A 13,349-nucleotide genomic window follows, 5' to 3' on the forward strand; every position below is an offset into this window, starting at 1 on the left:
TTCACAGCGCTTGCAGCAATCATGAGATTTTGATTAACTTTGTCTTTAAGTCTCGGTCAACGATTCATACTGATTTGGACGAAATTTTAGATTATGACACAGAATATGAAAAAAATAGGTCTTTTGCTGGCATTCATCAGTGTTAGCTTTTTATCCATCGGTCAAATTTTACAACCCATCACCTGGAGTTTTTCTCAACAAAAGAAAGAAGGGAACATCATTAATCTTCAATTCAAAGCTTCCATTGACGATGGATGGCATGTTTATGGGCAAAATTTACCTTCCGGAGGACCGGTTGCAACATCATTTCATTTTGACAAAATAACCGGCGCCCATTTGTCAGGGGATGTAACGTCTGTATCACCGATCATCAGACAATATGACCAATCATTTTCTATGACACTGACATGGTATGTCCATCAAGCTGTTTTTAACCAAAAAGTGATTGTGACCGATCCGCAGAAATTCTTTGTTTCGGGATATGTTGAGTTCATGGGATGTAATGACGAGAACTGTTTGCCTCCTGCAAAAATTCCTTTTTCCTTTGGAAAAGAATCTTCTCCCATTACAGAGCCAGCTAAAGTAAAATCTATATCAACACCAATCCATGAAGTGGCACCGGCAATAGTTCAAACTATTCAACCGGTAAAAACAGATTCCGTACACACATCAAAGACCACAGCAGTAACTGAATCAGCTCAAAGCACATGGGCGCCAGTCATCACTCAACTTGATGCATTTAGTAATTCCAAAAATAATGAAGATACGCACGATCCTCTTTGGTTGATCTTTTTGAAAGGCCTGCTAGGTGGGTTAATTGCACTTTTTACGCCTTGCGTATGGCCTATTATACCTTTGACTGTCAGTTTTTTTCTAAAACGTTCGGATAACAAAACAAAAGCTAAACGCGATGCTGGTTTATACGGTTTCTCCATTATTGCCATTTACCTGATTCTTGGCATTTTAATCACTTTAATCTTTGGAGCAAGCGCATTGAATAGCCTTTCGACCAACGCATACTTCAACCTGTTTTTCTTTGCCTTATTAGTATTGTTTGCAGCTTCTTTCCTGGGAGCATTTGAACTGACACTGCCAGCATCCTGGACAACAAAGCTGGACAACAAAGCAGAGTCTACATCAGGCTTCGTCAGTATTTTACTCATGGCTTTTACTCTGGCGCTGGTTTCGTTCTCCTGCACCGGACCGATCATTGGGACGCTTCTTGTCGATGTTGCTGTCAATGGTTCATATCTGGGGCCTGCCATTGGTATGTTTGGTTTTGCATTGGCACTGGCTGTCCCATTTATGCTTTTTGCCATGTTTCCAATGTGGCTTAAATCAATGCCAAAATCTGGCGGCTGGCTAAATTCAGTCAAAGTAGTTTTGGGCTTTCTGGAATTGGCGTTGTCTTTGAAATTTTTTTCCGTAGCCGACTTAGCTTATGGATGGAGACTGCTTGACAGGGAGGTCTTTCTGGTGCTCTGGATCGTTATATTTGCTTTATTGGGATTTTATCTTCTTGGCAAAATTAAATTTGCACACGACAGCGACCTGAAACATGTTTCTGTGGTTCGCCTATTGCTATCCATCATCACTTTTGCGTTTGCTTTATACATGATTCCAGGCTTATGGGGAGCACCCTTAAAAGCCATCAGTGCTTTTGCTCCACCACTCTACACACAGGATTTTAATCTGAATCCACAATCACAACACACCGTTTACAACGATTATGATCAGGCACTGGAAGCTGCTGCCACACAACATAAACCTTTGCTAATCGATTTTACAGGCTATGGGTGCGTCAATTGCCGGAAAATGGAAGCTGCCGTTTGGACAGATCCCAAAGTGAAACAATTAATGAGCGAACAATTCATTGTTGCCTCGCTCTATGTTGACGATAAAACCACACTGAAGCAACCTATGGAAGTTACTGAAAACGGACACACATCTCTTTTATCAACGATAGGTGATAAATGGAGTTATTTACAACGATCGAAATTCGGCGCAAATGCTCAACCTTTTTATGTTATTGTGGATGCCAAAGGGATTCCTTTAACCGGATCATTTTCGTTTACTGAAAATCCTGCCAGGTTTGCTGCATTTTTGGAAGGCGCTTTAAGAAAGGGATCTCACTGACAATCACGTAGGAATCAATCAAACTTTTTGAAGTTGAAGTCCTGTATGGGCAACTAATTCTTCCACAGAGGATAACCCGGAAGATTCTGCCATTTTCAGGACTAATTTTGCACATGCTTCTGCATCTGCACCTGCCCGGTGATGATGAAAATGAATATCATGAAGAGCACACAAATTATGTAAGCTATACGATTCAAGCCCTTTCCAAACACGTCTGGAAAGAGACACACTACAGACATAATCGCTGTGAGGCATAGCCAAATCATAGTATTGTAGCGAAGCACGTAAAACTCCCATGTCAAAAGGAGCATTGTGAGCGATCAGAAGTGTGTCGTCCAGAAGCGGCTGCAAAGTGCTCCATAAATCTGCAAATGAAGGTTCATCCTGTACCATATCGGAACTGATACCGTGGGTTTTATAACACCAGTAATTCATATAGGGAAAACAAGCAGGTTTGATAAGCCATGAATTAGCAGATTGAATTTCATCGTTTTCTACTACGCAAATTCCTATTTCACAAGGAAATTTCGCATAAGCAGTTTCAAAATCAATGGCCGTAAATGTCATGCAAAAGAAAAATTTTCAAACAACAAATCAGTTGATAAAGATACGGAGTGCACGTGAAATTCCAAAGCAATAAAGAAAGCCGCCGTAAAGAACAAGTCTTTAAAGCGACTTCCATGAACACAAAACACGCTTCTCTACTCTACATTCACTCTTCCAATCATTCATTATTTATCAATTAAAAAATTGTGTACATCAAGATATCCTGCATCATGACTCCATTGTTGCCTGGTACAGAATAAGCCAACTTTTGCACCGATCCATTTCCCTTCTGTTGCAACAAATGGATTGCCGAAAGCGGAAAAATTCTTCCCGTCAAGGCTATAGCTGAATCGGCACGTTACTTTAAGCGTTTTGTCCTGAGATGTTATTTGGCTGAAATCTGACACATGTACTCTTAACCATAGGGTTGAAGTTGTAAGTGGAAGAGATGAATGAACCATCTCAGCAGATCCTTTATCGGCTTTCAGGCAACTATTTTGCGTCAAGATCAAGCCTTTCGCTCCATTTTCAATCGTCAAATCAGCATAATCCATTCCCATCACAATCAAACCGGCCCTATCTCCCTCCATGGAAGGGTTAAAGGTAACTTTGGTAGTAGCGGTAAATTCGGGAGCAGGAAATTTCTGCATGAGTATATTAGGCACATCCCAATAATTTTTAAATTCCTTCGGCAGAAGTTGCCCATAAAGGCGAAGGACTCCTTTGCTCTTGAATGGGAATACCCATGTAGCCTGTGGATTTGCCTGCCATTGCCATTGCAAGCCAAGTGTTCCACTACTAAAATCATCGGACGTTTGAGGTGTTGCAACCGGATATTTTTTGCCAACATTTGGCATCTGATACTGATCCACAGGCTCTCCGATCCCATTTCCCTGATCTTTCCCAATAATAGGCCATCCGTTTACCCATTTCATAGGTTCCAGATACACCAGACGTCCATAGGTAGTAGGTTGTGCAAAATGTAAAAACCAGGACTGGCCTGTTTTTGTCTCAACCCAACCACCCTGATGGGGAGATACAATATCAGATTTACCCTGATTCATTACAACATGGCGTTCATAAGGGCCATAAATATTTTTTGACCGAAGGGCTATTTCCCATCCCTGATCAAATCCGCCAGCCGGAGCCAGGATGTAATAATAACCATCGCGCTTATACAGCTTCGGGCCTTCAACATCCTCATCTACACCATGCCCATCGTAAACGATCACTCCTTCATTTATAAATTTTGTTCCCTTCTGGTTCATTTGATTCATCACCAAGATATCCCGAATGCCGGCTCTACTGCCTGCATACGCATGAACAAGATAAACTTTCCCATCAGTATCCCATAAAGGGCAAGGATCTTCCAAACCTTTTCCTCCCTGAACAAGCGCCGGAGTCGACCAGGGGCCGGCAGGGTTTTTAGCCTTTACCATATAAATACCATAATCAGGATCGGGATAATAAATATAGAACATACCATCATGATACCGGATTGCAGGCGCCCACACTCCTCCACCATGCTGCGTTTTTGAAAAATGATCATATGGAGGCTGTTGTTGCAGGGCATGGCCAATGATAGTCCAGTTCACCAAGTCTTTTGAATGTAAGACAGGTAAGCCTGGAACAGCATCAAAACTGGAAGAGACCAGATAATAATCATCTCCGACACGACAAACGTCAGGATCAGAATAATCTGCATAAATAATAGGATTTTTATAATATCCGTTACCCAAATCAGGCACCCATACTTTTGACACGGTCGATTGCTCCGCCAAAAGAGTAAAAGGGAATAGCCCAATTAAGACAATAAAAAACAACTTATTTCGCATGAATGAATAATCGCTTTTTAGACTCATAACAAATAATTATTTAGGTAACGTTGGGGTGGTATAAGTCACCATAATTTTATTTTCAGGACGCAAATTTCTAACCAAAGGTTCAAGATGCCAAGATCTTATATCATCAACTACAAAGCGGGCATTTTGCATGGCTCCTAATTCAGAAGAATGAGTATCATCATTACGTCCATTTGGCAATGATTTATATTGCCCCGGAGCGATATGCAAGAACAACTTCCTGGAACTTTCTACTCCTAACGAAATCAACAAATCTTCCGTTTGTTTGGATAGATCAAATAAAGGGACATGCATACGCCGGGCAACAGCACGTGCTGAATCAGGATAAGCGCCGTGGGTATCTACAAAGTGTCCTTGAGCATCAAACCTGCGACGCATTACCGGAGTACATAATATCGGAATTCCCCCTTTGGCACGGACATCGATCACAAATCGACTCAAATTGGCAGCATAAGTCGCAGGTGAAGCATATCGGGGCGTATTGATTTTCTCATCATTATGCCCAAACTGGATAATCACATAATCTCCTTTCTGAATATGGGCAACCAGATTCGCCCAACGGCCTTCATCAATAAAAGAACGCGTACTGCGCCCGTTGCGGGCATAATTCCGAATTACTACATTGCTATTAAAATAAGATGGAAGTACCATACCCCATCCTCTTTCGGGATTATCAGGAATGGGTTTATCAGCCAGAGTAGAATCTCCGGCCAATAAAATACGTACTGGTTTTTGCGTAGCGGCAATAAATAACCCTGCAAAACAAATAAAAATCAAATAACTGGCGATTTTTTTCATTCTCAATTATTTTAATCTGCATTTATGGCCTTACTTCTATCGCGTCTTTAGTCGCATGATCACTCCATGTTATATTCGAGTAGGATAGTTCGGGAGAATTTTTTATTAAAACATATTGACAATCAGATCCTTTTAAAGCAACAACAGGATGATTATCGTCAGGGAATAGCAAATGATCAAATGTGACAAACTGCGTGTTTTCTAACTCCAAAGAGGGTTTCGAAGAGGTTGTAATCGAAACATTCGTCAACGTAATATTACTGGACTCGCGTATGCTGCCACCTTCATCAGCCGTCAATTGAGCATTTGTTAAAGTAATATCTCTCAAATACATCTCAGGCAGTCCATTGAGAAACAAAGCTCTCTTCGCACCATTGCAAACAATATCTTTCATGAAGATGCTATGAAAAACAGGCGTAGTAATATCCGCTTTCACCACTTTATCGTTTGTTTTACCGCCATAAAACATATTGAAAAGAATAGCGTCGGTTTTAATATCCGACATGTTGATATCGGATATGTAGATATTTTTCACCACTCCTCCGCGTCCACGGGTACTTTTGAAGCGTAGTCCGGCATCGGTTCCGATAAAATTACAATGGCTCACCTTTACATTGAGAACACCTCCTGACATCTCGCTTCCGATAACAAAACCACCATGAGCATGATACACAATGCAATTTTCTACCAAAAGATTCTCTGTAGGCATTCCACGCTTACGCCCCGATTCGTTTTTTCCTGATTTTACACAAATCCCATCGTCACCAACGCTGAATGAACTATTTACCAATACTACATTCTTAGACGACTCAATATCGATACCATCTGTATTTTGTCCATATTCAGGATTTCGCACCGTTAATCCATTCAATAGTACATTTTGGCACATCAGAGGATGAATAGTCCAAGCTGGAGAATTTTGTATGGTAATTCCCTCTAAAAAAACGTTTTGACACGAATCAAATTCAATCATAACCGGACGCAGGTAATCTTTAATTGCCTTCCAGGTCTTCATATCAGAAACATCCGGAACATTTTGATCCGTAGAAAGACGGCTTCCTTTTAAAGCACCTTCACTTGGCCACCATGTTTTTGTTGATTTATCCACTACGCCGCCCGAAGCAACCTGTTGCTCCCAAAAAGAAAGAGGTGCTTTACTCTTTTTCAATGGGCGCCAAGCTTGTCCGGAACCATCAAAAACTCCGCTACCTGTAATAGCAATATTATGAGCATGATAAGCAGATATTGGAGATTGGCACCGATATGTATTCACACCTTCAAAATTTCCAAAAATCAAAGGATAATGATTTAAATCAGCAGAAAACAAGACGGTTGTTCCTTTCTCTGTATGCAAACAAACATTACTTTTCAACACAATAGGCCCCGTAAGCCATGTCCCCTGTGGAATTTCTACTGTACCACCACCTTTTGCAACTATAGCATTAATTGCTTCCGCAAAAGCAGTAGTATTATCAAATTTACCATCTCCTTTCCCGCCAAAAGTAGTGATCGAAACCACATTGGCAGGGAAAACCGGTTTTGTAACCTGTGGCATTACAAAAGGTAGATTCACGTAAAGATCTGCAGGCAGCGCAGGTGCCGTCTGAGCAGTTGCCACAAAAGTAAACGCAGTAAATAATACTGCAAAAAATTGTTTTTTCATACGATAAACTTTATATTAATCATCAGAAAAGCTCCATGGAAATTCCGTTCTACTGTTCATCGAACGTTCCCATTATTCTTTAATTAATTTCTGAGATGCAACAGTTCCGTTCTCAAAAAAGACATTAAGAATATAGTATCCTGAACTTAAAGAGGATATGTCCATTGAAAACTGCATAGCATTAACATGTTCTTCTTTCAGTTTTAATCCTAATAACGAATATAATTGAACTTGTACAATAGTATTGTCGGCACTCAAATTAATGACATTCCCTTTCACCGGATTTGGATAGCAATGCAAACCGTTAGCAATAACTTCATTAATACCTGTAGACGAACAGGATGTTGAAGCACCTGTAATTGGATTTAAACCACTAAAATTAATCGTATCGTAAGGATTGTAGATAGCATTACCTTTACCAGAAGGAATTGTAATAGATGAGCAATTTTTAAAAATCAAAGTATCGACAAAACAGGTTTGCATTCCTCTGGAAGTGGCATTGATTTTCACATTATCGAAAACGACATTCTCAACATATTGCTCTGGCAATCCCCATATGAATCCGGCATAAGTCGAGTTATTTACAGTTATGTTTTTAAAGTAAATATCTCTCCAAGTAGGGGTGGTGCTAGTAATAGCTTGCGCCGGATCAGAGATAGACGGGCTTGAAGTATAATAATAGCTTGTAATATAAAATGGCCATTTCACATTAGTCATTGTTATATTTGAATATGAAAGATTGTACACCGCATTAGCTCCACTACCACCACGATCCCGTTGTGATTTCAATCGAAGTCCGTTGGTTGTATTTGTAAAAATACAACTATCAACCGTTATGTTATGAACTGCTGTAGCATAGCTTCCTACAGATATCCCATGTCCATAGCCCAAGGTACAATCTTTTATGGTAACGTTTTGACTATAACTATCCATAGCCACATTATCATCTCCTTCTGAAAGATTGCAATGATGGATATAAATACCATTCCAATACCATGTATCAATGGCATCAGTATTTGGGGATGTAGAGGGGGCCTTTACTGTAATATATGAAATAGTACCGTTAGATCCCATGGAACTACTTTGACCCAATGTTACATGTACGCCGGGGGAATTTTCCAAAGTAATACCTGTGATTAGCACCGTATTGCATGCCTTAAATCGAATAAGACAAGGCCTTTTCATAGAACTATTCGAAGCATAGGCAGTCCACCAGGCACTGCCATTTCCTTCGATTACTCCACTGCCACTTACTTCGATATTGTTTAAATTCTGACCAAAAATAAAGGGATTATATTGATCTATTGATCCGTTATTAGGATAGGTATTAGGCAAAAGACCATTACCACTGCCATAAGGAAGAATTTCTAAAGTATCCTGATCCGCCAAGTATAAATTCACATTACTCTTCATTGTTATCGGACCACTTAAGAATGTTCCTTTGGGAAATACCACAGTACCACCTCCTGCTGCATTAGCAGCATTAATTGCAGCATTGATGTAAGCTGCATTATTCGCATTGGTAATACTGGCTCCATAATTGGTAATTAAAAATTGTGTCCTCGGGATAGTAGGCAATGGAATATCAGATGCTTTCAACCGATAGGAGAACATCTCAAACAGCAAGCAACCACATAGTAAAAGTAGTTTATTTTTCGAAGAAGTCATAAGATGAAAGAATAATATAATGAATTCGTCTTGACTTTTACAAGCTTTAAATACTAAAAAAAGGGAAGAGCCGTTTTATGAAAAGCAAAACTATAAAACACCACTCTTCCCCATGTACTTAGTACTCGACAAAGATACAATAAATAAAGAAATAGTGCCATTCATCCCTGTACCCAAGAGAGGGTTCAGGACAAAGTGTGATATCGCCGAGATTGTTAACTGCATATTGTACAAATTAAAAACAGGTTGTCAATGGCATATGTTGCCCGTTAAAAGTTTATTTTCTAATGTCGTATTGCATTATAAGACTGTTTTCGGTTATTTTCGTACATGGTGTAAATCAGGAGTGTTACAACAAATCTGGTTTGGTTTATTGAATAAATACAGAGCCTCATTGGACATGTCCAGTGTTGATTTGGATGGCAGCCATACCCCCGCATTACGTGGAGGAGAACAGGTTGCTTATCAGGGTCGGAAGAAAAGGAAGACTACCAATGCTCTTTATCTTACAGACAGACAAGGTATCCCATTGGCCATATCAGACCCGATAGAAGGGAATCACAATGATTTACATCAAATTAAAGAACGTTTTACCGACATTATTGATTCGCTGAATAACTCCGATATAAGAGTTGATGGTCTTTTTCTTAATGCCGATGCAGGTTTTGACTCTGCGGAGTTCAGAGAATTCTGTTCTTCCCATGAAATAATACCCAACATCGCTATTAACTGGCGTAACGCAGCACATACGGATGATATATTCTTCGATGAATTGCTCTATCAGCAACGCTATTGCATAGAAAGAACCAATGCATGGATGGATAGTTTCAGATCTCTATTGAACAGATTTGATGTTACTTGCTCCAGTTGGCAAAGCTTTAACCTTATCGCTTTTATCGTGATACTACTTAAGAAAATTACTAAACAGAAAAAGTCAAGATGACTTCAATAAGTAAAATAATAACAGATGAATTATTTTCTAACTCACAACAAATATAAAGGTTTTTTACTAAATAAATAAGAAGAGAAACCGAGTAACTAACAATTGGATTCTCTTCTTATTTTGTATCAAAATTCAATTATATATTATGGCCTCCAACGCGGATCCCCTGCGGTATTGGCTCCAGTGAAATTTTGATCGATAATTGTAAAATTATTATTTGTTGGATCTTTAAATAAATCCGTAGAAGTACCACTATATTGGATTAAATCTGTAATGTTATTAGCCGTTGTAATCCAATCGCTGGTAGCGTAAGAATTCATAATCAACATAGAACCTGAAGAACCTGTACGAATACCTTTTGCTCCACTCGTAGTCAACTGCGAATTCGATTTTCCAAAAATACAATTCTTAATCGTTCCATCGGTAGAATTAGTATTCAAATCAATAAAATATTTACTGGCTTTCACCATGTCATAGAATGTACAATTTTCCACATCAATTGAAGTGGGAGGCACTAAATTACATAAAATCAAACCGACATCTGTACCATCTATCCCAATTACAGTTGTATTAGTAATAATAATATTATCAAATTTACCTGCCGACGCATTACTGGTTGTCACCAACTGATAGCCTCCATATCCATTATCATATGTGATACAATTATCATATTTCAACTGACTAACCAAAATAGAATTTGAACTTTGAATACGAGATGGCGAACGGAAGTGGTGGATCCAGCAATTTTCAAAAATTATTGCATCTGTATTTGTTGCGGTACCTTGATTAATCACATAATTTGATCCTCCATCACTATTATACCCCATCAATTCAAGATTTTGAAACTGAATTGTACCTGCAACACTTGGCAATTGGACTTTAACTAGTAATAGTTGTGGTAAGGTAGCGCCAGGCATTCCATAAAAAGTTACTGATGCATTATTTGGAATATTTAATGTAGATGGTTCTGCATAGGATGAACCTGCAGGAAGCACTAAAGTAATAGTTTGGGCAGTACATGTATCCAAGACATTATGAATAGAGTCTGTTGCTTGCAAGAAAATAACACGTTGTGCGGAAGGCACATCTGGATAAGTGGCAAATGTGATATTACCTCTAATATAAATACCATTCATCAACTGCACTACATATACAGTATTGCCTGTTAATCCTGTTAATTTTACTGTTCCAGCTGCAAGTTGAGTACTAGTTAAATTAATTGTTTGTATATTCTGAGGATCTGCTTGAGGATAATAAACAAGCTGCGTCGCAGTTGTACCTGTCGGCCAACGAATGATTGCAGTTGTATTGGTTTTATCCCCTGACCCTACCTGTTCTAAAAGTTGTTCAGTAGGTGTGACAAACGTAGCTGAGACATAATGAGAATTTCCCACTCCAGTGGTAGCACTAATACCTTGTAAACGTACAGAATAACGAATCCCTGCGTGTAAATTAGTTATTGTATCAGTAAACATCACGGTTGTTCCAGATGTATACGAATTAGCAGAAGTAGCTGTTCCGCTCACAGTGAAAGTTGAATCGACTGGATTAAATAATAAACTATCCTGACTAAGTTCAATTACATAATGATCTACCCCAGGCATCTGATTCCATTGTAAAACAAATGAAGTGGATTGAATATTGGTAACAGTAAAAGTCGTAGGATGAAACAGTCTATTAAATGCTTCATCAATAATCGAACTAGTATTATTACAAGCTTGGAATTGAAGGGCAATAAAACCCATCATAAACCAAAAACCTATTTTTGTAAATTTCTGAAAAGTCTTCATGCGATATAAGAATTTGCAATTAGATAATAAGAATATTCGCAAATTGGGAAAGGCACACAACTTAGTTGCCTTCCCTCATTTGCGCTTTAGTAACCATAACTATTTTTCAATAATCCATTTGAACTACTAATAACCGTTGTTGGAATGGGATACAGATAGCGATTCTGTACTCCTGCTTCTGAGTTAAGCCCACTGCTAAACAAATTAATTCTCAACAAATAAAGAGCCTGATTAGAAGCTGACAATCCAGAGAGCCAAGCTGCTGAAGAATAGGATGGATCAGGCGGGGTTGACCCTAAATCTTGATAAAAATTCATACTTGATCTGTCTATCGTTTGGTTATCAGGTAAATATTTATAAAAAATAGTTTGGGGCAGCGTGTCATATGGAGCAGTACGGCTAAACATTGCAGCAATTGCATCACGTTGCTCCTGAATTTTAGTGGATAATAAATTCCATCTAATCAAGTCCCATTTGCGAATAGCTTCACCTCCAAATTCAAGAGCCCGTTCTTTTACAATAGCATTAAAGAAAGAGTCATGATCTGTCAACTTATCCACGTAGGCATCTACTTCTTGAGGCCAATCAACAGAATTAAAAGCTCTTCTTCTGACTTGTTTCAAGGCATCAATAGCCGCCGGAGTAGGCCCATTATTCAATTCATTTTCCACTTCAGCATACATCAATAAAATATCTGAATAGCGCATCATCACCCAGTTAATACCATATCCTACTTTCCCTTGGGCATTTAGATTTCCAGCCAAGAATGCAGAACTCATCCAACGTTGATCCCATTTGGCAATATTATAGGAAATAGGGTTAGTTTGTAAGAATTCTTGAGTCGCCCCACTACTATTACTAAATGTAGCCAATGCAACCGTAACATCTCTGCGTAAATCTTTGGGATCAAACATATAAAAATAGTATGCGCTGGTATTCACTACATTCGCATTGTTTCCATATCCATATTCAGGGTTTGTATAGAAACGTACGCCTATAGAATAACCCATTTCTCCTGTATGTTCCAAGCCAAGAGCAACCTCAAACATTGTCTCATGATAAGTATTGTCAACTACCAGCTGATTTAGGTTTTTCCAAATATTAATATAAGAAGGATTTAACTGATGCGTACCATTTTCAATAATAGATTTACATTCGTCATCTGCAATCTGATAATATTTTTGCCAATTGCTTCCTCTTTCCATGGGATAACCTGGTTTGTTTCGCAGAGAATATCCCCCTCTAAACAAACAAATACGTGCCACCATCCCTTTAATAAAACCTTTGGTAATACGCTCGGCACTAGTATATTCTCCTGTTCCTACCCATGGTACATATTGTTCAGCTTCTTGTAAATCTGCAATAATATGATCGTAAATAGTATCTCGATCAGTAGCAGGCAGCAAAAAATTTGAACCATCAGGAGATGCCGGTTTTGTAGTAAAAGGCACATCCCCAAATGTACGAACTAATTCAAAATATGCAATTGCTCTCAATGTCAATGCCTCACCATAATATCCCATCATCTGAGCTTTCGTAGAAGGATCTTTTGTTGCAGGACTGCTGGGAATATTTGCAATACATTGATTTGAACGCTCAATGATCTGGTATAATGTTTGCCAAACTTTAGTAATATCGGAATTGTCCGGAGACGCAAAATAATTAGACGTACCACGATTATTATTCTGATTGTAAGAGCCTTCATCAGCGCCAACAAATTCAATATCTGAATTAGTAGAATAGCTTAATGGCAGACGGGATGAATATGTATAATCAGTACATAGCAAATCATAAATACCCATCACAGCATCTTTTGTATAAGTAGGAGTTGAAAATACAACATCCGGCGTATATGTTGACAATGATTCCGTTGTCAAAAAATTGGTACAACCAGTCAAGGCAATCAATGCAATCCCCAAAAGGGAAATTATTATTTTTTTCAT

Annotated in this window: 9 protein-coding genes; 2 read left to right on the forward strand and 7 right to left on the reverse strand. The window is 38.8% G+C overall.

Translation table 11 applies throughout. The annotated features are described in order from the left end of the window. Positions 1-105: 105 nt before the first annotated feature. Complete coding sequence (locus FHX64_RS10210) at positions 106-2,136, forward strand: protein-disulfide reductase DsbD family protein (RefSeq protein WP_183414502.1); 2,031 nt, start codon at positions 106-108, stop codon at positions 2,134-2,136. Between the two features lie 18 nt (positions 2,137-2,154). On the opposite strand, the gene FHX64_RS10215 is transcribed toward FHX64_RS10210, so the two are convergent. The 5 genes from FHX64_RS10215 to FHX64_RS10235 form a co-directional block, all read right to left on the reverse strand. Next, positions 2,155-2,703: a 3'-5' exonuclease gene (locus tag FHX64_RS10215; RefSeq protein ID WP_183413758.1), complete on the reverse strand. Its 549-nt coding sequence runs from the start codon at positions 2,701-2,703 to the stop codon at positions 2,155-2,157. 164 nt (positions 2,704-2,867) lie between these two features. Continuing rightward, positions 2,868-4,517, reverse strand: coding sequence for a glycoside hydrolase family 43 protein (locus FHX64_RS10220; protein WP_183414503.1), 1,650 nt, complete (start codon positions 4,515-4,517; stop codon positions 2,868-2,870). Between the two features lie 36 nt (positions 4,518-4,553). Continuing rightward, positions 4,554-5,342 carry a rhamnogalacturonan acetylesterase gene (locus tag FHX64_RS10225; protein ID WP_183413759.1) on the reverse strand — a complete coding sequence of 263 codons (789 nt, stop codon included), beginning with the start codon at positions 5,340-5,342 and terminating at the stop codon, positions 4,554-4,556. A gap of 22 nt (positions 5,343-5,364) precedes the next feature. Next, entirely contained in the window at positions 5,365-7,005 is a 1,641-nt protein-coding gene (locus tag FHX64_RS10230; RefSeq protein WP_183413760.1) for a glycoside hydrolase family 28 protein, read from the reverse strand. Positions 7,006-7,077: 72 nt separating this feature from the next. Then, the gene (locus FHX64_RS10235) at positions 7,078-8,673 is read right to left on the reverse strand and encodes a glycosyl hydrolase family 28 protein (RefSeq protein WP_183413761.1); all 1,596 of its coding nucleotides are present in this window, start codon (positions 8,671-8,673) and stop codon (positions 7,078-7,080) included. 112 nt (positions 8,674-8,785) lie between these two features. On the opposite strand from FHX64_RS10235, the gene FHX64_RS10240 reads away from it, so the two are divergent. After that, positions 8,786-9,616: an IS5 family transposase gene (locus FHX64_RS10240; protein ID WP_183411862.1), complete on the forward strand. Its 831-nt coding sequence runs from the start codon at positions 8,786-8,788 to the stop codon at positions 9,614-9,616. A gap of 143 nt (positions 9,617-9,759) precedes the next feature. Here FHX64_RS10240 and FHX64_RS10245 read toward each other — a convergent pair whose 3' ends face one another. Both FHX64_RS10245 and FHX64_RS10250 read right to left on the reverse strand, forming a co-directional pair. Beyond that, the gene (locus FHX64_RS10245) at positions 9,760-11,406 is read right to left on the reverse strand and encodes a DUF5123 domain-containing protein (protein WP_183413762.1); all 1,647 of its coding nucleotides are present in this window, start codon (positions 11,404-11,406) and stop codon (positions 9,760-9,762) included. Between the two features lie 86 nt (positions 11,407-11,492). Beyond that, positions 11,493-13,349: a RagB/SusD family nutrient uptake outer membrane protein gene (locus FHX64_RS10250; protein WP_183413763.1), complete on the reverse strand. Its 1,857-nt coding sequence runs from the start codon at positions 13,347-13,349 to the stop codon at positions 11,493-11,495.

This window comes from Microbacter margulisiae (genome assembly GCF_014192515.1).
GTDB lineage: Bacteria > Bacteroidota > Bacteroidia > Bacteroidales > Paludibacteraceae > Microbacter > Microbacter margulisiae.

Coding starts and splice junctions, on each gene's coding strand:
- FHX64_RS10235 (WP_183413761.1), bottom strand. CDS start 8,673: ATGACTTCTTCGAAAAATAAACTACTTTTACTATGTGGTTGCTTGCTG.
- FHX64_RS10210 (WP_183414502.1), top strand. CDS start 106: ATGAAAAAAATAGGTCTTTTGCTGGCATTCATCAGTGTTAGCTTTTTA.
- FHX64_RS10225 (WP_183413759.1), bottom strand. CDS start 5,342: ATGAAAAAAATCGCCAGTTATTTGATTTTTATTTGTTTTGCAGGGTTA.
- FHX64_RS10230 (WP_183413760.1), bottom strand. CDS start 7,005: ATGAAAAAACAATTTTTTGCAGTATTATTTACTGCGTTTACTTTTGTG.
- FHX64_RS10240 (WP_183411862.1), top strand. CDS start 8,786: ATGTACTTAGTACTCGACAAAGATACAATAAATAAAGAAATAGTGCCA.
- FHX64_RS10250 (WP_183413763.1), bottom strand. CDS start 13,349: ATGAAAAAAATAATAATTTCCCTTTTGGGGATTGCATTGATTGCCTTG.
- FHX64_RS10215 (WP_183413758.1), bottom strand. CDS start 2,703: ATGACATTTACGGCCATTGATTTTGAAACTGCTTATGCGAAATTTCCT.
- FHX64_RS10245 (WP_183413762.1), bottom strand. CDS start 11,406: ATGAAGACTTTTCAGAAATTTACAAAAATAGGTTTTTGGTTTATGATG.
- FHX64_RS10220 (WP_183414503.1), bottom strand. CDS start 4,517: ATGCGAAATAAGTTGTTTTTTATTGTCTTAATTGGGCTATTCCCTTTT.